This window comes from Serratia sp. DD3 (assembly GCF_000496755.2).
Map to the genome: position 1 here is coordinate 22,652 of NZ_AYKS02000008.1, position 20,093 is coordinate 42,744.

Sequence of the window (20,093 nt, forward strand, 5' to 3'; positions counted from 1 at the left end):
GGGATCCCGCTGTTATTCAAGCGACTGTGGTTGAATAACAGCGGAGCTGTAATTTGTGGTCAAGGGGGAGTTCACTGACCCATTGACAGCTTGGTCAACGCATCTCGAATACCAGTAACAGCCAATGCCCGGTTATCCGCACGGTAGCGATCCTCTGCTGCTGGCGCGGAGCTTTGAATCGCGATTAATCGCCAGCCTTCGGCACTTTTTAACAACAGCGGTGAGCCACTGTCTCCCGGTAAAGTATCGCATTGGTGTGATAGCACCCCCTGCTGAGCCCACCCAGTCACTTTACACCCCAGATGGGCATACAGAGAGTCAAGATGGTCTTCAGGGTAGCCCGCCTGAGTAACCAGCCGTCTTGCCTGTTTTAGCACTTGCATTAATCCCTTGCTGTTTCCTTGCCACAATGGCAAAGGCTTAATGGCGAGTGGTTGCTGATCTTTCAAACGAATCAACGCAAAATCATAAGCGGCGGCAGCCTTGGGAACAATCCACCCATCGCCGTCAGCTTTAAGCTTTTTCCCTAATTTTTCATCCACCAAGGTTTCAATATTTTCAATCTGATAGGTCCAACTGTTACTGCCAGCGATAAACCGTAATGCGACCGCCTTATCCAAATGCCCTGGTGGTATAAGAACACAGTGACCAGCGGTGAGGGCCAAGCGGGGGGAGATCAAGGTCGCCGTACATAAGTTGCCACTGGCGGTCTCTACCTGGCCGATAGCTTGCCACGGCCAATCATTGGTTTCATTGATTTTTACTCTGTCATCTTTACCAAAAAACAGGCGTTTCTGCTCTGCTTTTGAGGTATCAGAAGGCGTGGCTGCGTGAGCCAAATGAAGGGCAACAGCGAATAAAGATGAGCACAATAAAACCGGTATGCGCATAGGTTTTTACCTAACAAATAAGGAACGACCAAACATTGCATGAGAGTACTATCCAGCAGCAGACAATGTTAAATATAACGACTATAAACTGACTTATCGATGATACCAATGACATCCGATTGACTTTTTTACATGACTTTCTGAAAGGAAGGTGGAAATTAAAAATAAAAGAAAATGGCAACTCTGCACGCAGCCAACCATATGTTTGTCACCAGCCTGCATGACTGTGTGGGCGTGACGCAATATATTGACGCACTGACAGGGGAGCGAAAAGTGATCAGTATGTTGATGCGTAACGAAGGGGGTCATAATCGTTTCCGTGATGATCATGACCAGCTAAAGATGCAAGCCAACCGTTATGTCTTGCAATTAGGTAGCGATATTACCCAGTAGCCCCATAAAGGTCAGGACCATTTTCACCTAGGGTGATGATTGGCGACGCTTTTATAATAAAAACGGCGCCCAGCATATCGTGCCCCATCCTATTACGCTATGCCCTTATCAGCATAACGGTCGGCCACCATCAACACTGTGAGTACGACCGGTGACATAACGGCTATTCATCAAGTAGTCCACCAGATTCACCACCTCGTTTTCCCCGGGGGCTATTTTCATCAATGACTTTGCCAATGCTTGTTGCCGGTACTGTTCATCGTCATCGCTATTAAACATGATCAGTGCAGGGGCAATGGCATTCACTTTGACTTCTGGGGCAAACTTGCGGGCAAAAGAGCGAGTCATATTGTCCAGAGCTGCTTTACTGGCCGCATAAGCGATATGTTTATCACTGCCTTTTTCTACCACATAATCAGTTAGATGAATAATATCAGCACCAGCCGGGCCCTGGTCACGCAGGCAAGGTTCGAGTAATTGATTTAACAGATAGGGTGTATAAACATGAATTTGCAACATGGACGCCATCACTTGTTCTGGCGCGATCTGGTCAGACTCAGCCAACCAGGCACTGGCATTGTGGATCACTGCGCGCAATTTGGGGGCAACCTGCTTTACTTGTTCGGCAAAACCGTAGATCCCTTCATGGGTAGAGAAGTCACCTTGCAGGCACACTGCCCCAAGGCTTTTCAACTCAGACAAAGTGGGGTAAGTACTGCGGTAGGCAATAATCACCGGCACATTGCGTTGTAAGAACGACTTGGCAAGTGCCAGTCCAATCCGGCGCGCACCGCCAGTAATCAGTACTGGGGCTGAGTGGTGAGATCCCATGGGTTTAAACTCCAAGTCAAATTGACAGACATGAAAAGAATTATGCCATGATATGTCAAAAAGTCGTTAACAGCTCTCAGCAATCAGTGCGATGCCGTGAAGCCCATCCTTCTCTAACCATCCCGCTCTATTCGCACCATGAGAAAAGGGCAGCTAACGCTGCCCTATAACTCAATGCTTAACTTAAATATAAACCTGAAGTATAAATCTGAAGTGCTGGGGATTATTTAAACAGATCAGCGCTTACCGTCAGGTTACCGCCACTTTGGTTCTGCCATTCACGGGTGATGTGATAGTACTTGGCACCTTTAGCTGCGGCGCGTTTTGCTACTTCATTGGAAACGTCAGTCATGCTGCCGAAATGACCGGTAAATGTGACGGAATCGAAGGGGACCATTTGTGCAGCAGTCACCTTGTTCACTTCCTGAATTTTGGTTCCATCCGGCAAAGTGACAGTGTAGCGTTGGCCAGAAGAAGATTGCGTTTCAAAGAAACGACCCACATTTTGACTTGGTGAGGCCGAAGAGGCGACCCCAGGGATCTCAACCTTGGCAGCTTCAGCACCGCCTGCAGCCAACAGGGCTTTACCGGCGTCAGAATCAGCAGGAACAGCATCTGGGTTTTGCACCACACGTTTAGGGGCATCAGCTTTATAGATATAGGCAGTAACGAGTTGGTTACCCCCCTCGTTGGCATCAATCTGACGAACGATAAAGAAAGAGGCTGCACCTTTCTTTTTTGCCTCTTTGCTAATGGCATCGCTGATGTCTGGCTGGCTACGATAAAAACCGGTGACAGTCACGGTATCGTAGGGTTCATACAGTAACGCTTCGGTTTTAGGAAGTTCTTTAACACCATTAAAGAGGCGGTACGTTGTCTCTTTGCTCGCCTCTGGGGCATCTTTATGATAGAGGTCAGCAGTAACGCGCGAGTTGCCGCTGTTGTTACCGTCATTGATACTCTGAATATAGAAAGCGTCCGCACCCAGTTTATCTGCACGGCGTGATACCGCATCAACTGCTTCGTTGATAGCATTAAAACGACCAGTAATGGTGATGCGATCAAATGGTTTGATAGCCGCGGCTCTTTCAGGTGTTAACTCTTGTGCGGCATGTGCAGACAGCGCAGTGAGTGATAACAAGGCTGATGCAATGATGGTGGTCTTCAGCTTCATAAAAAATCCTTTCGCCTAGCGCATTAATGTATATAGCGTACTGAACGGTTTAAGTGTATTCAGCCGATGATTATTACATGTAATCTCGCTATGTGTCTCAGCATTTTATGCGCTGCAACCAGGAATATATTGGTTTAGCAGGTCATCATGCAGACATTGCTCTAAACATCTTTTCGATGCAAACTTGCGATTTGTCATATCCTTATGTGAGTTTTTATGTAAAAACTGTCAGTTAATCGTAAGCAATCATGGATTATCGATCACATTTTCAGTAGCTTATAAAAGGCATTCTGCTTTGCTTACTGGCGAGGTGGGGGAATCTTGTCGGCTGGTGCTATCGCTAGAGAAGATAACAGACGTCATTAAAGACAGGTAAGAAGGGAATAATTATGCGTATTGGTGTACCAAGAGAACGGTTGGCCAATGAAGCCCGTGTTGCAGCAACGCCGAAAACGGTAGAACAGTTGCTAAAATTGGGCTTTACCGTCGCTATTGAAAGTTCGGCGGGTAAATTGGCAAGTTTTGAGGATGCTGCGTATCAAGCCGCAGGGGCAACGATTACTGATACTGCCGATGTATGGCAATCAGATCTGATTTTAAAAGTTAACGCGCCACTAGAGGACGAAATCGCGTTAATGCGTGAAGGCAGTACGCTCGTCAGTTTTATCTGGCCAGCACAAAACCCAGATTTAATTGAGAAGCTGGCTGCCCGCAATGTTACCGCCATGGCGATGGATTCAGTGCCGCGCATTTCCCGCGCACAATCGATGGATGCCCTGAGCTCCATGGCTAACATCGCCGGTTATCGTGCCATCGTTGAAGCTGCCCATGAGTTTGGTCGTTTCTTCACTGGTCAAATCACCGCTGCCGGTAAAGTGCCGCCAGCAAAAGTGATGATTATCGGTGCGGGTGTGGCAGGGTTGGCGGCCATCGGTGCGGCAGGCAGCTTGGGTGCCATTGTGCGTGCCTTTGATACCCGCCCGGAAGTGAAAGAACAAGTCCAGAGTATGGGGGCTGAGTTCCTTGAGCTGGATTTTGAAGAAGAAGCTGGCAGCGGTGATGGCTACGCCAAGGTGATGTCAGAAGCCTTTATCAAAGCTGAAATGGCTCTGTTTGCCGCGCAAGCAGAAGAAGTGGACATTATTGTCACCACGGCACTGATCCCAGGTAAACCGGCACCAAAATTGATCACCAAAGAGATGGTCGCCGCCATGAAGCCGGGGAGTGTGATTGTTGACTTGGCCGCTCAAACCGGTGGTAACTGCGAACTGACTGTGGCTGACCAGATTACCGTGACCGAAAACGGCGTGAAGATCATCGGCTATACCGATTTGCCAAGCCGTTTGCCAACACAGTCTTCGCAACTTTATGGGACTAACCTGGTTAACCTGCTCAAGTTGCTGACAAAAGAGAAAAACGGTGAAATTGATATCGATTTCGACGATACCGTTATTCGCGGTGTTACCGTGGTGCGTGCAGGGGAAGTGACCTGGCCAGCGCCACCGATTCAGGTTTCAGCACAACCTAAGCAGGCAACAGTGGCACCCGCCGCACTGGTGGAGAAAAAGCCCGCATCCCCTTGGCTCAAGTATGCCTTGATGGCGCTGGCTATCATCCTGTTTGGCTGGTTCGCTGATTCAGCACCGAAAGAGTTCCTGTCTCACTTTACTGTGTTTGCGTTGGCTTGCGTGGTGGGATACTACGTGGTGTGGAATGTCAGCCATGCGCTGCATACCCCGTTGATGTCGGTCACTAACGCGATATCAGGGATTATCGTGGTAGGTGCGTTGTTGCAGATTGGTCATGGTGGCTGGGTGAGTTTCCTCTCCTTTATCGCCGTGCTGATTGCCAGCATCAATATTTTTGGTGGATTCACCGTCACTCAGCGCATGCTGAAGATGTTCCGCAAAAACTAAGGGGTAGCAAAAATGTCTGGTGGATTAGTTACAGCTGCATACATTGTTGCCGCTATTCTGTTTATCTTCAGCCTGGCGGGTCTTTCACGCCATGAAACGTCCAAGCAGGGTAACCTGTTTGGGGTCGCCGGGATGGCGATTGCCTTGATAGCGACCATCTTAGGGCCAAATGCCGGCAATGTGAGTTGGATCATCATTGCCATGGCCATCGGTGGTGCTATCGGGATCTATCTGGCGAAGAAAGTCGAAATGACAGAAATGCCGGAACTGGTGGCGATGCTGCACAGTTTTGTCGGTTTGGCTGCGGTGCTGGTGGGTTTCAACAGCTATCTGGATCATGGTAAGGCCATGGATCCGGTCATGGAGAATATCCATCTTACCGAAGTGTTCCTGGGTATCTTCATTGGTGCAGTGACCTTTACCGGCTCTATTGTGGCCTTCGGCAAATTACGCGGCCTTATCTCCTCTACGCCGCTGGCGCTGCCTCATCGCCATAAAATGAATCTGGCTGCCATAGTGGTTTCCTTCCTGTTGATGGTGCTGTTTGTCCGTACCAACAGTGTCGGTTGGGAAGTGTTCGCGCTGTTGATCATGACGGCAATTGCCCTGGCGTTTGGTTGGCATCTGGTGGCGTCTATTGGTGGCGCAGATATGCCAGTCGTGGTCTCGATGCTGAACTCCTACTCGGGTTGGGCAGCGGCAGCGGCAGGCTTTATGCTGGACAACGACCTGTTGATCGTGACCGGTGCGTTGGTGGGTTCTTCTGGTGCGATCCTCTCTTACATTATGTGTAAGGCGATGAACCGCTCCTTTATCAGCGTTATTGCCGGTGGTTTTGGTACCGATGGTACCTCAACCGGTGATGCCGAAGATATGGGTGAGCACCGCGAAACCACAGCAGAGGAAGTGGCAGAACTGCTGAAGAACTCAAGCTCGGTGATTATCACCCCAGGCTATGGAATGGCTGTTGCACAGGCACAGTATCCGGTGGCAGAAATCACTGAGAAATTGCGCAAACGCGGTGTCAAGGTGCGTTTTGGTATTCACCCGGTTGCCGGGCGTTTGCCAGGGCATATGAACGTGTTATTGGCTGAAGCCAAGGTACCTTACGATGTGGTATTGGAAATGGATGAAATCAATGACGATTTCCCAAATACTGATACTGTGCTGGTTATTGGTGCCAACGATACGGTTAACCCTGCAGCGCAAGAAGATCCACGCAGCCCAATTGCGGGTATGCCAGTGTTGGAAGTGTGGAAAGCGCAAAATGTTATCGTATTCAAGCGTTCAATGAATACCGGTTATGCCGGGGTACAGAACCCGCTGTTCTTTAAAGAAAATACTCAAATGCTGTTTGGTGATGCCAAGAGCAGTGTAGAAGCGATTTTGCGCGCACTGTAATCAGCCATGTCAGTAAGTAAAAATGTCAGTCACCCAAGGTGGCTGGCATTTTTTTTCAGGCGATTGTGTTATAGATCGTGTTATAGATCGTTTTATAGATCGATCATGTTATAGATCGAACGTGTTATACCCGTGGCATAAAGTCTGCTGATAAGCCTTATTCCCGAGGTTCCTTTCTGCCAACCTGCAGGTAACTCGTCTTATTTAAAGCAGATGTGCTTTACTTAAAACAGCTCAATAAAAGCATCCATTTCTGTTTGTTAGCCAAGTAGGCGAAATAATATTCATGAGGAAGATTGCATCATGACTCAAATTTTCACGTTAACGTTATCTCCATCGCTAGATAGTGCAACGACGACGGCAAAAATGTATGCAGAAGGGAAGCTGCGCTGTACCACACCCTTATTTGAACCCGGAGGTGGGGGAATCAATGTTGCCCGTGCCATTACTTATCTCGGGGGCCGTGCTCATGCCATTTTCCCTATTGGTGGCCCGACTGGGGATCATTTAAAAGCGTTACTGGATCAGGAAGGCGTCGAAACAGAAACATTGAAAACTCAGGACTGGACCCGGCAGAATCTGCATGTTCATGTAGACAGCAGCGGTGAACAATTTCGGTTTGTTATGCCAGGTGCCCATCTCAATGAGACTGAGTTTGATCAACTGGTAGAGCGAGTGAAAAAAATCCCTGCTGGTTCCATTCTGGTGATTAGTGGCAGTTTGCCCCCGGGAACGGCGATTGAAAAATTAACGTATCTGGTCAAGCAGGCGCAATCGATAGGTTTGCAATGTATCGTCGATAGTTCTGGTGATGCCCTGAAAGCTTGCTTGGATTTAGGGGGGTTAGCACTGGTAAAACCCAATCAGAATGAGTTATCCGACTTGATTGGTCACCCCTTGGAGCACCCGGATGACGTGCGCAATGCGGCTCAAGAACTGGTGCAGAGGGGAGCCGCAGAACGCGTGGTGGTTTCACTCGGGCCGCAAGGGGCGCTGGCGGTTGATGGTGACCATTGTGTACATGTCGTCCCCCCACCGGTGAAAAAAAGAAGTACGGTGGGTGCGGGGGACAGTATGGTTGGCGCGATGACACTGAAATTGGCCAACGGTGCTGATCTACTCGATACTGTGCGCTTTGGTGTGGCCGCAGGCAGTGCCGCGACGCTAAATCTGGGAACGAAACTTTGCTCTTTGGCAGATACCGAGCGGTTATATCACTATATTTGTCAGCGCTAAATTAACGGCATACTAAGCAAAATGAGATACAAGGCAGACACTGTATATGCCAAAACTACAGCCAAGTTGGCAGCCGAAGTATCTCATTTAGCAAAATTTGTATAAAATACAATCAATCTAACAAGTCAGATCACAAAAAAGGCACATAATGAGTTATCTTATGTGCCGATTTCATCTCTTTAACGGATCCTAGACCCATATGATTATTAAACCTAAGGTTCGCGGCTTTATCTGCACCACCACTCATCCGGTAGGTTGTGAAGCGAATGTTCGTCGTCAAATTACCTATACCAAAGCGCAGGGTAAGATTGCTAATGGCCCTAAACGTGTTTTGGTGATCGGTGCCTCTACTGGTTATGGTCTGGCTTCCCGTATTGCCGCGGCCTTTGGCAGTGACGCTGCCACCATTGGGGTGTTTTTTGAAAAAGCCGGAACGGAAAGCAAACCGGCTACGGCGGGTTGGTATAACTCGGCAGCTTTTGATAAAGCCGCTAAAGAAGCTGGTCTGTATGCCAAAAGCGTTAATGGTGATGCTTTCTCTAACGAATGCCGCGCCAAGGTGATTGAGCTGATTAAAGCCGATCTGGGCCAGGTGGATCTGGTGGTTTATTCACTGGCTTCACCGGTGCGTAAAATGCCAGAAACTGGTGAAGTCGTGCGTTCTGCCTTGAAGCCGATCGGTGAGGTTTACACCACCACCGCTATCGACACCAATAAAGACCAGATTATTACTGCAACCGTTGAACCCGCCAATGAAGAAGAGATCCAGAACACCATTACCGTGATGGGTGGTCAGGATTGGGAATTGTGGATGTCAGCGCTGGAACAGGCTGGTGTGCTGGCTGAAGGTGCTAAATCTGTCGCTTATTCCTATATTGGTACCGACTTGACCTGGCCCATTTACTGGCATGGGACGTTGGGCCGTGCCAAAGAAGATTTGGACCGTGCAGCTAGCGCTATTCGTGGCAATCTGGCTGCCAAAAAGGGGACTGCCCATGTGGCGGTATTGAAATCTGTGGTCACTCAGGCCTCTTCCGCCATTCCCGTGATGCCGCTGTATATCTCCATGGCTTTCAAAATAATGAAAGAGAAGGGGATCCATGAAGGTTGTATGGAGCAGGTTGACCGCATGATGCGTACCCGTCTGTACAGTGACGATATGGCGCTTGACGACCAAGCTCGTATTCGTATGGATGACTGGGAGCTGCGTGACGATGTGCAAAAAACCTGTCGTGACCTTTGGCCCTCAATCACCAGTGAAAACTTGAGTGAATTGACGGATTACACGGGTTACAAGCAGGAGTTCTTGCGTCTGTTCGGTTTTGGGCTGGAAGAAGTCGACTACGATGCCGATGTTAACCCTGATGTTCGTTTTGATGTGGTTGAACTGTAATAAAATAAACAAAGATACTTAGTCTTGATATGACTTGACTAAGTGTTCACATGACTATTAAAGCCGGGGCTAACAAGGTTCCGGTTTTTTTGTCTCGATTTTTTATCGGGGATAACTTTGTTTCTCTAGCCGTTTGTGGAAGCCTTATTTCCCCCTGCCGGTGTTAACGGGCAGGGGGCTGAGGTCTACTGGTTATTTAAAGCTCACGAAAACTTCCCTCAAATAGGGCAGTGATTAATCCTCATCATCGTGTTCGTCATCTTCATCGACTACAGGCTTACCAAAATCATCAGACTTTAACACCAATAGGTCACATTTAAGATGATCGATCACATGTTCGGCGGTATTACCGATAAAGGCTGCTGAAAGCCCAGTGCGACCGAGAGTCCCTAACACCACAACACCAGCCTTGAGTTCTTCGGCTAAATGAGGGATCACCTCTTCGGGTAGCCCTTTTTCCACATGGGTAAACTCTTCGCTGATATGGAATTTCTGCCTTAATGCTTTCATGGCAATCAGATGTTGACCACGAATTGCATCGTTATAAACACTAGGATCAAAATCAGGCAATTCAATTGCGATATTGAATGGTGTAACCGGGTAGGCTCCTACCAAATGAACTTCGGTTTGGTCAGCATTTTGTGCCAGTTCCAGCGTTTCTTTGACCAGCCGCATATTCAAAGGATCGTGATAAGGTTCCTCGCTGGAAAGGTTAACTGCAACCAGCGCTTTACCCCCTTCGGGCCAAGGTTGATCTTTCACCATCCAGACTGGGCAAGGGCACTTGCGCAGTAGGTGCCAATCGGTAGGGGTGAAGATCACAGACTCGAGCCGATCATGTTGATGGGTCATTTTCACCAGCAGATCATGATTGCTACTTGTCACTTCCTGAATAATTGCTTCATAGGGGCGACGGTGCCATACCACTTTGATTTCAATCGGAACGCCATCTGCCAGATAAAAATGACACTGTTGCTTAATCCAAGCTTCACGTTGCTTGATGACACCTTCCCTCATGGCAGTTCTTTCGTCAGGGGAAAGTAGCGTTGTTAATTCATAAGAAAAGTCATAGATAGGAAGAAAAGCTTTAATGCACCCACCGTTCCTTTTCACCAGATAAACCGCCCGCCGTAGTGCCGGTTGGTCGTCTTGGTTTGGGTCAATAACCACCAGAATATTCTGATACTTTGCCATAGGACCTCCTCCAAACAGCTATAGATCAATGCTCAATTCAATAACAGAGTAACTCAACATTGAAAAACAGAATAGTAGCAGCAGAGTCGTTAGGCCAATAATTTCAGGGAATTATTGGCCTAATTGTGGGTTAAATGTTAACCGCGGTGAGATGTGTTTTTATTTTTGGCGATCCAGCCAGTTGTGATAAGACGTCCATATTCTCTATGGTGATATATTTGCCTTTTACGCTAAGAATTTGACCTTTTTGGAAACGACCCAGCAAGCGGCTGATGGTTTCAACGGTCAAGCCCAGATAGTTACCGATATCACCTCGGGTCATGGTCAAGCGAAACTCACGTGCTGAAAAGCCACGCTCAGCAAAACGATGCGAAAGGTTATGAATAAAGGCAGCCAGGCGTTCTTCGGCATTTTTCTTGGAGAGCAGCAGAATCATCTCTTGATCCCCTTTGATTTCACCACTCATCAGCCGCATGATCTGCTGACGCAGGTTTGGCATTTTGCCTGAAAGGTCATCTAATGTTTCAAATGGGATCTCGCAGACCATGGAGGTTTCTAACGCCTGAGCAAAGCTTGGATGCATTTGCCCACCAATAGCATCAAAACCGACCAAATCGCCCGCTAAGTGGAAGCCCGTGATCTGCTCATCACCTTGTTCAGTGATGGTGTAACTTTTAATGGTTCCGGAACGGATTGCGTATATCGACTTCAGCTCATCGCCAGCCTTAAACAACGTCTGACCCTTTTGGATTGGCTTCTTCCGTTCGATAATATTGTCGAGTTGGTCAAGCTCATGGGAATTCAGCGTAAAAGGGATGCATAACTGGCTGATACTACAGTCTTGGCAATGGATTGCACAACCGCCAGACTGAATACGACGAATCACGCGTTTTTCCGGGATCATAAATTAAGCTCATGCAATAATTGATATGTGTCAATTTTAACATCATTTTTGGCAGATGATAAGTACAGCAATCAATAAGCTTAGCGACATTTCTTTCAATTTGACTTTCTTCAGTTAACGAGAGAAATCAAGTATTGAGATAAATCTCTTTTGTGGTTGTTAAGTCTAAATTTATTAAAAAAACAACATTTAATCATAACAATGATTTATAAATCAGTATGTTATCATCATTTAAGCTTGAGGTATGAATGCAATTAGCACGAGTAATAAATGTAGCCAAAGATAGGCACTTCACCATGTTTGCCTTGCAAGCCATTAAGGCAAAAAACCTTCGTGTTTAAGCAACCATTGTTTACGTTGTAACCCCCCCGCGTATCCGGTAAGCGTTCCTTGTGCGCCAATAACACGGTGGCAAGGCACCACGATACTGATGGGGTTGGCACCATTAGCCATGCCCACTGCACGAGAAGCAGTAGGGCGACCTATTCGTTTCGCCAACTCCCCATAAGTGATGGTTTCTCCACCGGGGATTTTGCGCAACTGTTCCCAGACGGTACGCTGGAATTCACTACCGAGCGTCTTGACTGGCATACTGTCGATCACGGTTAACTCCCCGGCAAAATAACGTTGCATCAGATCCGTAAGCCCTCCTGGATTGGTTTTTATCTGTAGTGCGAATTCACCGCGATAGTGGATATTTAACAGTTTCATCAGACGAGCCTCATGGTCTGTCCAATCCACTGCTCGCATCTGACCCTGTACATCGCTGACCAACACCAGTTCACCAATCGGTGTTAGCATCCGGTCAAGAAAAAAAATCTGCATGTAAATTCACTCCTTGCATTTCATAGGCCGATTATGACATGAAAATTAATGCGACAATGGCGAATTACGGACATTAAAATGGCGATGTGATTCTAGGTTATTGAAATAAGTTGTAACGTGGTATTCCGTTAGCAGTCATATAGCAGCGGACAGTAAAAGAGTGCCTGGCTTGAATTTTTTGCTATAACTGCGCAGTATGGGGATGGAGCTTCATTTTTTTGTCATAAAATGGATATATTAAGGTCATGATGCTCGCTTAAGTTAGCCATGACTAGGGTAGGAGAATCACGATGTTTAGTTTGGATACCTTGCTACAAGAATCATTCCCACATCGCAAAACTCCCGTCTGGCAGCGCAAACTGCTGTCGACCCTGCTTTGCGAGAAAGAGTTCAATCAATTTGCGGCTGATTATCCCTACCTGAGAGGGTTGGATTTTATCGAGCAAGTGTTGGATTATTTTAATATTAATTGCGAGATGGTGGATGGTGATCTGGAGAATATCCCCAGTCAGGGCCCGGTGGTTCTGGTAGCCAATCATCCTATCGGGTCACTGGACGGGTTGGCATTAATACGGGCAGTAGCGGCAGTCAGGTCGGACATTAAAATAGTTGCCAGCCAATTCTTATCCTATATTGAACCGTTGCGTAGCCTGTTTGTCCCGGTGGATAATTTCAACTACCGTACCAACCGCAAGCAGATAGAGGCCATGCAAGCACAACTGGATAACCAGGGCGTGCTGATTCTATTCCCAGCAGGGGAAGTATCGCGCATGAGCGCCAAGGGGATTCGTGATGGTCATTGGCACACCGGTTTTCTGCGTATGGCCGCCAAAGCCCGCGCGCCGATCGTGCCAGTGCATATTACTGCACGTAACAGCAATCTGTTCTATTTCACCTCTCTGATTTACAACCCATTATCAACCTTATTATTAGTGCGAGAGATGTTCAAACAGAACGGGGGACGGATTAAAATCCGCATCGGGGGCCGCATCCCATTCAGTCAATGGCATGATGGGCATACCCATGCGCGTGATCTTGCAGAGCGGTTCCGCCGCCATGTTTACCGTCTGGGGCAGGGTAAACCGGGGTTATTTACCAGTGAAGCGGCCATTGCCTTGCCGGAAGATCGTTTAGAGTTGAAAAAAGCCTTGGCTGCTTGTGAACAGTTGGGTACCACTCCCGATGGCAAGACTATTTTCCTCTATCGTCGGCAGGGGGAAGCAAGAACCCCTATCCTGCGTGAGTTGGGGCGGTTGCGTGAGATTGCTTTCCGCGCAGTCGGTGAGGGCTCAGGCAGACGTCGTGATCTGGACAGCTACGATGACGACTATTATCACCTGGTATTATGGGACGATGACGAGCTCGAAATTGTTGGTGCCTATCGCTTTATCCCCACCGGTCCTCAGTTAGCCGATAAAGGCCTGGAAAGCATCTACAGTAACAGTCTATTCCATTACGATCAGGATATGATGCCGATCCTGGAACAAGGGATTGAACTCGGCCGCAGCTTCATTCAGCCGGTCTATTGGGGCAAGCGGGGATTGGATTATCTGTGGTTGGGCATTGGTGCTTATGTGGCAAAATATCCGCAGTATCGTTACCTGTTTGGCCCAGTGTCTATTTCCGGCGCTATGCCGGTGACCGCTCGCGACCTGTTGATTGCTTTCTATCGGCTCTATTTTTCGCCTGAACAGGTGATGGCCCAATCACGTCGCCCTTATCCGGCTTCGTTACCGCAGGTATTGGCGCAATTTGCAGGCGATAACTATCAGGAGGATTTAGCGCGGTTAAAAAGTTTATTGAGCAATATTGGTTGCTCCATTCCCACTTTGTATAAGCAATACAGTGAATTGTGTGAGCCTGGCGGGGTACAGTTTATCGACTTCGGTACTGACCCGGCGTTTAACAATTGTATTGATGGTTTGGTGTTAGTGGATTTAACTCGCGTCAAGCCAGCGCGCTACCAGCGCTATATCGCGGTTCACCTAGAGCCAGAAACGGTTTAACGCTACGACGGTTCACGCCTGTCAACGAACAGGGTGAACCGCTAGCCTTATCTAAAAACGTAGCTAACTGTCAGGAACCTTGGGGCCAGAACGTTACCCGCCTACTTAGCCCAGAGGGGTTGTTGGTCGGGGTAACGTTAACCCCTTGGTTGCGAGACCGATAAGCTACGCTCAACCCGTGTAACTCGGTGTTGTACCAGGATAAAATTAATCAATACCAAAATTGCGGTGACAATAAATACCCAGCGGAATCCCATCATGGCGGAAACAGAAGAGCCGATCAGCGGGCCAACCACATTACCCAAATACATAAATGACTGGTTATAGCCAAAAATACGCCCTGTAGCCTGAGAAGGAGAGTAGCGTAACAGCAGTACTTGAATGGCAGGCATCAATGCACCATCGGCAAAGCCAAGCAAAAACCGCAAAATACCAAGCTGTATCGGGGTTTGTACCCAAGTCATGATGGCAAACAGCAGGGCAGTGAAAGCCAATGCCATGGCCAGGATCCGTGCAGTGCCGATACGGTCACCCAATCTCCCCAGGCGCGGGGCGGAAATCAAGGCGGCAACCCCCGGAATTGCGGCGATCATCCCACTGACAAAGGCAATGTTGTCTTTATAATCAGTCAGAGTCAGATCACGGATAAAGAGCGTTAAAATTGGGCTGATGGATGAGTTAGCCAATTGGACCATCATGGTACTGACAAACAGCGTGATAATAACCCCAGGATAAGGCAATGAGCGAAACAGGGCGGCACCACTTGGTTGGTCGGCCTTTTTTATCACTGTATGATTTTCTTTGATTAGAAACAGCGTCACCAAAAAACTGACAAACATCATGACGGCAGTGACAAAAAATACCACCCGCAACCCCAGGTGATCAGCCATTAAACCACCGAGCAATGGGCCAACGATCACCCCTGAAATAGGCCCGGTAGATAAGGTTCCCAATGCCCAGCCACTCTTATTGCGTGGTATTTGTGAAGCGATCAAGGCCATGGCATTAGGGATATAACCGGAAGTCAGCCCCATTAAGGCACGCAGAGCAAATAACTGGTAGACATTGCTGACCAGCCCTTGCAAGGCAATAAGTGTCGCCATACCCAGGGAGGCTCGCAGCAGCATTAGCTTACGTCCTCGGCGATCAGCCAGGCTCCCCCACCAAGGTGAAACGATGGCAGAAACTAGAAACGTGCCGCTAAACACCAACCCCGACCAAATACTCAGCGATTCATGACCATCAACACCGAGTTGCTCAACATACAGCGGTAGAAAAGGCAGAATCTGGCTCATCGCCATGCCAGTAAAGAAACAGCCGAACCATACCGAGATTAAATTAAGTTTCCATGCTTCCATTTGAGAACAACTACCGGGATTAATTATTTAGCTTGATAATGATACCACCAGAAACCGCCTGCAGTGGGCGGAAATGAGTGAGTAAACGTAAATAGATGAAGCGATCCAGCCTTAAACCAGCCAAGCTAGCTGCTATCCCTTGAGGAAACTGCAACGGGGTATTTCATCGCTACAAATTGATTTGCCGCTGCAAACTGCGCGACAATGCACTTATGCCATCCAATAACAGAAGCGGAACAGGTTTAACCCCATGCAACAGCATCATTTAGTACTAACAAGGATAGGGTATCTTTTATTGATACTGTTGATTGCCCCGATCAAGGGATGGACTAAGGAGCAGCAACCCTGTGATCCTCAACTGATCAGTTCATTAGCCAAACAGCTAAAGCAAGAACATTGGGTCGTTCCCACTGGTGAGCAAAACAATCCGCTGATAGCCGCAGCCTGTAAAGTGTGGGTGGAGGATGATAGCCAATCCGTGGTGGCATTAGCCTATCTTGAACCAGGCAATAAAGCCCCGGTTGGTGAGCGTGAATTCCACTTATTAGTAGGTAAGGTCAATAATCAAGATGGCCTGTTGCTGGAGTCTTACCAGGAATTGATGGCAGAAGATGCCATGCTTGAAATTGGAGGGAGTAGCTTATGGCTAGATACTGCTCGCTATCACTTGGCACCCGGTATACGGGCATTTGGCCTGGTATTAACCAGCGTTGGTAGAGGGGCCAGTAGCCCGACTGCTTGGGCTGATGGCCTATTAACGCTCTATGTACCTGATAACGGCAAATTGCGTTCGGTGTTTAGCACTTATCTTGACCTGTCGGTGTACTGTTCCTCCGACAATGGCGTACCTCCTAATGCCGACTGTGACACTGGTTTCGCTGACGTCACCCTCGGTATCGGCCCTAAACAATCCCATGGCTTTGCTGATCTTATCGTCACGGTTAATTGGCGGACGGATGGTAACACCAAGGTAAAACAGACAGTACATTATGATGGGCAACGTTATCCGTTCCCGAATTGGATCGATCTAATGAGTAAACCTTGGGATCCAACCCAGAGTGGGGAAGCAATAAGTAAAAGCAAATAAATTAAAGGCCACCTCAAAAGGTGGCCATATTTATGGGTTAAGAATCAACTTTGCTTAGTAATCAATAGCATCACGGATAATTGGGCAGGTCATACAGTGACCGCCACCACGCCCACGACCCAACTCACTGCCGACAATCTCAATAACCTCAATACCTTCTTTACGAAGTTGGGTATTGGTTTTGGTATTGCGATCATAAGCCATAACCACCCCAGGAGAGAGCGCAACCATGTTGTTACCACTGTCCCACTGTTGGCGTTCGGTGTCGTAATCATTACCTTCAGTTTCCACCACGCGCAGTTTCTTCAGGTTTAATGCCCCAGCCACGGCTTCAACAAAGGTGCCTTTATCGCGGCTCAGTTTCATACCGGTTGGGCCACTATCTGGCCGCAGTGAAAACGTTTTGATCTGATTAACGATAGCAGGGTAAAGAGTGACAACGTCACGGTCACAGAAAGTGAATACCGTATCCAAGTGCATCGCAGCACGCAGTTTCGGCATTGCCGCGATCATCACTCGTTCAACACCGGAATGCTTGTTGGAGAACAACGAAGCTGCCAATTGGGTAATCGCCTGATGAGAGGTCCGCTCACTCATACCAATCAACACGGTTTTATTACCGATAGGCATCACATCACCCCCCTCGAGTGTTGCTGAGCCATGGTGCACGGTTGGATCCCCCCACCAGACATTGACATTGGCTTCACCAAAGTCAGGGTGGAATTTATAGATGGCTGTGGTCAGAATGGTTTCTTCATGGCGTGCTGGCCAATAGAGTGGGTTTAAAGTCACTCCACCATAAATCCAGCACGTGGTATCACGGGTGTAAAGTGTGTTAGGCAACGGTGGCAGCAGATATTCGGTAATGCCTACCGCTTCGCGGATCAGTTTAAGTTCTTCGTGATCGGCATAGCCTTCTTTAGCCAGATCAGTAGTGGAAAGACCCCCGATCAGAACTTCAGCCAATACCCGTGGAGCCAACCCATCTAAATAGCTGCGTGTTTCCTTAAGAATACCTACCGACACCTCATTCGGCACAATCTGCTGGTCGAGGATCCACTTTCTGGCTTCTGGTAATGCCAAGGTTTCAGCCAGCAGATTATGCATTTCAACCACATCAACACCGTGCTCACGCATCTTGGTCATAAAGTCAAAATGGTCACGTTTGGCGCGTTCAACCCATAACACATCATCAAACAACAGTTCATCACAGTTACTTGGTGTTAAACGGTTATGTGCTTTACCTGGCGCACACACCATTACTTTATGCAGTTTCCCTACTTCTGAATGAACACCAAACTTAGTGTGCGTCTTTTTTTTAGTCGACATATGACTTGCCTCTATCAGATAGTAATAACGCCTGTCGCAATGCTATAAATTGCAACAATTGCGGCGACCATGATGATAACAAAGAGCCCCATTTCAGCCGGCGTGAAAGCTTTTGCATGTTGTTCACGCTTAGCGATAATGTACAACAACGTGCCCGGGCCATAGATAACGGCAGAGAGCAGAATATATTTCATTCCACCGGCATACAGCATCAGCAATGCATAGAACGTGGCTACCGCTGCGATGATCAGATCTTTCTTGAGATTAGCCTTATCCTTTTCATAGGTTTCACCGGTCCAGGCCAGCTTCAACCCATAGGCCCCAACCAGCAGGTAAGGGATCAGAGTTAGTGAACTGGTGAGCTCAAGTGCCAGTTGGAATGCATATTGGCTAAAGAGCGTCAGAATCAAGAAAACTTGAATGGTGATATTGGTTAACCAGACTGCCGCTGAAGGGACTGCGCTACTGTTTTCCGTACCAAATACTTTGGGCATACTTTCGCTTTTCGCTGCGGAAAACAGCACTTCTGCTGCCAGCAACGACCAAGAGAGATAGGCCCCCAGTACAGAAACAATCAAACCCACGCTGATAAAAATCGCACCCCAGCGGCCAACAATGGCCTCTAGCACACCAGCCATAGAAGGTTGACGCAGTGCCGCCAAATCAGGGCGCAGCATGACGCCATAAGAGAGCATGGTGATCAGCACTAACAAACACAGCACACCAATAAAGCCCAGCACTGTAGCAATACCTACATGGCTACGCTCTTTCGCATAACGGGAATAAACACTGGCACCTTCAATCCCCAGGAATACGAACACCGTGACTAACATGGTACTGCGCACCTGGCTGAACAATGACTCAGGTTCTGCAGTGGCGGTGATAGCCGCTGCCGCATGGCCCACATAGCCATAGTCGTTAAGGTGAGATAAATCACCGGTACCTGCCAACGACGTGGCGACCTCTGGCGTCCCCCAGAAGTTGAGCATGAACATGTCACCTTTAAAGGCGAAGAACAGCACAATGATAAAAATAAAGATTGGCAGAATTTTAGCGAAGGTCGCGATAGTATTAATGGTGGCAGCATTTTTCACGCCACGTAGTATCAGAATATGAAACCCCCACAAAATAGCGGTGGCCACCAATACTGCCGGGATGGTATTGCCATCACCAAACACCGGGAAAAAGCCACCCAGTGTGGATTTGATCAATACAAAGTAGGAGACATTACCAATACAGGAGCCGGCCCAGAACCCCAGAGCAGAGATAAAACCGAGATAATTACCGAACCCGGCTTTAGCATAGATAAAAACACCAGAATCGAGATCGGGCTTGCGCTGAGCCAATGTCTGGAAAACAAACGCCAGCATTAACATACCACCACCGGCAATACACCAAGCGATAATGGCACCAAACCCTCCGGTTGCACGCCCAAAGGTTGCCGGTAAAGAAAATATCCCAGCACCAACCATAGAACCCACCACCAACGCGGTGAGAGACCATAGGGACAATTTATTCGTTGATGAGCTCATTGTCGTTTTCCTTCCTGACACCTGTCATAAGTTATTTGTTATTAAAGGATAATCGTAACCATACACTGACGATTAAATCATAGCTGTAATCATGGATTTTTCCTGTTGATAGACATTTTTCACCCTCCTTATCTCAAACCAATTGGTGTAATATGTCGAGATAAACAAAAAAGCAGTATAAAAGACTAATAAATTGACAATCATCAACCGACAATGCGACAAAAGGGCAAAATAAAAATTATGTCTGATTGTTGTACAGAGATAGTCTATTTGACGAGCGTTACAGTGAAATGAAAATTTTTACCTTCAAATAACGAAATGGGGTGAAGATCGTGTTGGCAACGTGCTGTAGCAGAATCAGACTAATCTCAGGTGAAATAGAAATAGCTGAATAGCACTACACAAAGACAGGTTTTGAGTTAAGCGGGCAACAGTAGAAAATATGATAGGCATCCTATTCACAATAATTTTACATTGTATGCCTCCACTAGTTATACTAAGATTATTTTCATAAAAAACAGCACGGTGAGCTATACTAAAAACCATTCGAGTTACTTATAGGTGAGGGATGTAGCCAAGACTCAAGTGACTTGATGAAAAGTATATACAGGCTCAGCCATAGGC

At 47.7% G+C, this 20,093-nt stretch carries 15 protein-coding genes and 2 pseudogenes; 8 read left to right on the forward strand and 9 right to left on the reverse strand.

Features of this window, described 5'->3' with window-relative positions:
* Positions 1 to 71: 71 nt before the first annotated feature.
* Positions 72 to 890, reverse strand: coding sequence for a serine protease (locus tag IO95_RS00550; RefSeq protein WP_023490883.1), 819 nt, complete (start codon positions 888 to 890; stop codon positions 72 to 74).
* 177 nt (positions 891 to 1,067) lie between these two features.
* Between IO95_RS00550 and IO95_RS00555 the strand changes: the two are divergent.
* A pseudogene (locus IO95_RS00555) lies at positions 1,068 to 1,280 on the forward strand (autotransporter outer membrane beta-barrel domain-containing protein); the annotation flags it as partial.
* A 111-nt stretch (positions 1,281 to 1,391) separates the two neighbouring features.
* On the opposite strand, the gene folM reads toward IO95_RS00555, so the two are convergent.
* Both folM and ydgH read right to left on the reverse strand, forming a co-directional pair.
* Positions 1,392 to 2,114, reverse strand: a complete 723-nt coding sequence (folM, locus tag IO95_RS00560; RefSeq protein ID WP_023490881.1) for a dihydromonapterin reductase — start codon at positions 2,112 to 2,114, stop codon at positions 1,392 to 1,394.
* A gap of 223 nt (positions 2,115 to 2,337) precedes the next feature.
* Complete coding sequence (ydgH, locus tag IO95_RS00565) at positions 2,338 to 3,288, reverse strand: DUF1471 family protein YdgH (RefSeq protein ID WP_023490880.1); 951 nt, start codon at positions 3,286 to 3,288, stop codon at positions 2,338 to 2,340.
* A gap of 389 nt (positions 3,289 to 3,677) precedes the next feature.
* On the opposite strand from ydgH, the gene pntA reads away from it, so the two are divergent.
* From pntA to fabV, 4 genes are all read left to right on the forward strand, one after another.
* Positions 3,678 to 5,204 carry a Re/Si-specific NAD(P)(+) transhydrogenase subunit alpha gene (gene pntA / locus IO95_RS00570; RefSeq protein WP_023490879.1) on the forward strand — a complete coding sequence of 509 codons (1,527 nt, stop codon included), beginning with the start codon at positions 3,678 to 3,680 and terminating at the stop codon, positions 5,202 to 5,204.
* Positions 5,205 to 5,216: 12 nt separating this feature from the next.
* The gene (gene pntB / locus IO95_RS00575) at positions 5,217 to 6,605 is read left to right on the forward strand and encodes a Re/Si-specific NAD(P)(+) transhydrogenase subunit beta (RefSeq protein ID WP_023490878.1); all 1,389 of its coding nucleotides are present in this window, start codon (positions 5,217 to 5,219) and stop codon (positions 6,603 to 6,605) included.
* 303 nt (positions 6,606 to 6,908) lie between these two features.
* The gene (pfkB, locus tag IO95_RS00580) at positions 6,909 to 7,841 is read left to right on the forward strand and encodes a 6-phosphofructokinase II (protein ID WP_023490877.1); all 933 of its coding nucleotides are present in this window, start codon (positions 6,909 to 6,911) and stop codon (positions 7,839 to 7,841) included.
* 199 nt (positions 7,842 to 8,040) lie between these two features.
* Positions 8,041 to 9,234 carry an enoyl-ACP reductase FabV gene (gene fabV / locus IO95_RS00585; RefSeq protein WP_023490876.1) on the forward strand — a complete coding sequence of 398 codons (1,194 nt, stop codon included), beginning with the start codon at positions 8,041 to 8,043 and terminating at the stop codon, positions 9,232 to 9,234.
* Positions 9,235 to 9,468: 234 nt separating this feature from the next.
* On the opposite strand, the gene uspE is transcribed toward fabV, so the two are convergent.
* The 3 genes from uspE to ogt all read right to left on the reverse strand — a co-directional run bounded on the left by uspE (position 9,469) and on the right by ogt (position 12,157).
* Complete coding sequence (uspE, locus tag IO95_RS00590; RefSeq protein WP_023490875.1) at positions 9,469 to 10,428, reverse strand: universal stress protein UspE; 960 nt, start codon at positions 10,426 to 10,428, stop codon at positions 9,469 to 9,471.
* Between the two features lie 130 nt (positions 10,429 to 10,558).
* On the reverse strand, positions 10,559 to 11,332 hold the full coding sequence (locus IO95_RS00595; RefSeq protein WP_023490874.1) for an FNR family transcription factor: 774 nt from the start codon (positions 11,330 to 11,332) through the stop codon (positions 10,559 to 10,561).
* Positions 11,333 to 11,647: 315 nt separating this feature from the next.
* Positions 11,648 to 12,157, reverse strand: coding sequence for a methylated-DNA--[protein]-cysteine S-methyltransferase (gene ogt / locus IO95_RS00600; protein WP_023490872.1), 510 nt, complete (start codon positions 12,155 to 12,157; stop codon positions 11,648 to 11,650).
* A gap of 290 nt (positions 12,158 to 12,447) precedes the next feature.
* On the opposite strand from ogt, the gene IO95_RS00605 reads away from it, so the two are divergent.
* Both IO95_RS00605 and IO95_RS25905 read left to right on the forward strand, forming a co-directional pair.
* Entirely contained in the window at positions 12,448 to 14,163 is a 1,716-nt protein-coding gene (locus IO95_RS00605; protein WP_023490871.1) for a lysophospholipid acyltransferase family protein, read from the forward strand.
* A 59-nt stretch (positions 14,164 to 14,222) separates the two neighbouring features.
* A pseudogene (locus IO95_RS25905) lies at positions 14,223 to 14,327 on the forward strand (glyoxalase); the annotation flags it as partial.
* On the opposite strand, the gene IO95_RS00610 reads toward IO95_RS25905, so the two are convergent.
* Complete coding sequence (locus IO95_RS00610) at positions 14,301 to 15,521, reverse strand: multidrug efflux MFS transporter (RefSeq protein WP_023490870.1); 1,221 nt, start codon at positions 15,519 to 15,521, stop codon at positions 14,301 to 14,303. The pseudogene IO95_RS25905 and the gene IO95_RS00610 sit on opposite strands and share 27 nt — an antisense overlap.
* A gap of 295 nt (positions 15,522 to 15,816) precedes the next feature.
* On the opposite strand from IO95_RS00610, the gene IO95_RS00615 reads away from it, so the two are divergent.
* Positions 15,817 to 16,608 (forward strand): hypothetical protein, encoded by a 792-nt coding sequence (locus IO95_RS00615; RefSeq protein WP_051791056.1) that lies wholly within the window; start codon positions 15,817 to 15,819, stop codon positions 16,606 to 16,608.
* Positions 16,609 to 16,662: 54 nt separating this feature from the next.
* Here IO95_RS00615 and arcA read toward each other — a convergent pair whose 3' ends face one another.
* Positions 16,663 to 17,937, reverse strand: a complete 1,275-nt coding sequence (gene arcA / locus IO95_RS00620) for an arginine deiminase (RefSeq protein WP_023490868.1) — start codon at positions 17,935 to 17,937, stop codon at positions 16,663 to 16,665.
* 14 nt (positions 17,938 to 17,951) lie between these two features.
* On the reverse strand, positions 17,952 to 19,469 hold the full coding sequence (locus IO95_RS00625) for an amino acid permease (RefSeq protein ID WP_023490867.1): 1,518 nt from the start codon (positions 19,467 to 19,469) through the stop codon (positions 17,952 to 17,954).
* Positions 19,470 to 20,093 lie beyond the last annotated feature (624 nt).

Excerpts from the sequence above, each read along its gene's own strand:
- pfkB (WP_023490877.1), top strand. The coding sequence starts at position 6,909 with ATGACTCAAATTTTCACGTTAACGTTATCTCCATCGCTAGATAGTGCA.
- IO95_RS00550 (WP_023490883.1), bottom strand. The coding sequence starts at position 890 with ATGCGCATACCGGTTTTATTGTGCTCATCTTTATTCGCTGTTGCCCTT.
- IO95_RS00625 (WP_023490867.1), bottom strand. The coding sequence starts at position 19,469 with ATGAGCTCATCAACGAATAAATTGTCCCTATGGTCTCTCACCGCGTTG.
- ydgH (WP_023490880.1), bottom strand. The coding sequence starts at position 3,288 with ATGAAGCTGAAGACCACCATCATTGCATCAGCCTTGTTATCACTCACT.
- pntB (WP_023490878.1), top strand. The coding sequence starts at position 5,217 with ATGTCTGGTGGATTAGTTACAGCTGCATACATTGTTGCCGCTATTCTG.
- ogt (WP_023490872.1), bottom strand. The coding sequence starts at position 12,157 with ATGCAGATTTTTTTTCTTGACCGGATGCTAACACCGATTGGTGAACTG.
- arcA (WP_023490868.1), bottom strand. The coding sequence starts at position 17,937 with ATGTCGACTAAAAAAAAGACGCACACTAAGTTTGGTGTTCATTCAGAA.
- IO95_RS00595 (WP_023490874.1), bottom strand. The coding sequence starts at position 11,332 with ATGATCCCGGAAAAACGCGTGATTCGTCGTATTCAGTCTGGCGGTTGT.
- fabV (WP_023490876.1), top strand. The coding sequence starts at position 8,041 with ATGATTATTAAACCTAAGGTTCGCGGCTTTATCTGCACCACCACTCAT.
- IO95_RS00605 (WP_023490871.1), top strand. The coding sequence starts at position 12,448 with ATGTTTAGTTTGGATACCTTGCTACAAGAATCATTCCCACATCGCAAA.
- pntA (WP_023490879.1), top strand. The coding sequence starts at position 3,678 with ATGCGTATTGGTGTACCAAGAGAACGGTTGGCCAATGAAGCCCGTGTT.
- folM (WP_023490881.1), bottom strand. The coding sequence starts at position 2,114 with ATGGGATCTCACCACTCAGCCCCAGTACTGATTACTGGCGGTGCGCGC.
- uspE (WP_023490875.1), bottom strand. The coding sequence starts at position 10,428 with ATGGCAAAGTATCAGAATATTCTGGTGGTTATTGACCCAAACCAAGAC.
- IO95_RS00610 (WP_023490870.1), bottom strand. The coding sequence starts at position 15,521 with ATGGAAGCATGGAAACTTAATTTAATCTCGGTATGGTTCGGCTGTTTC.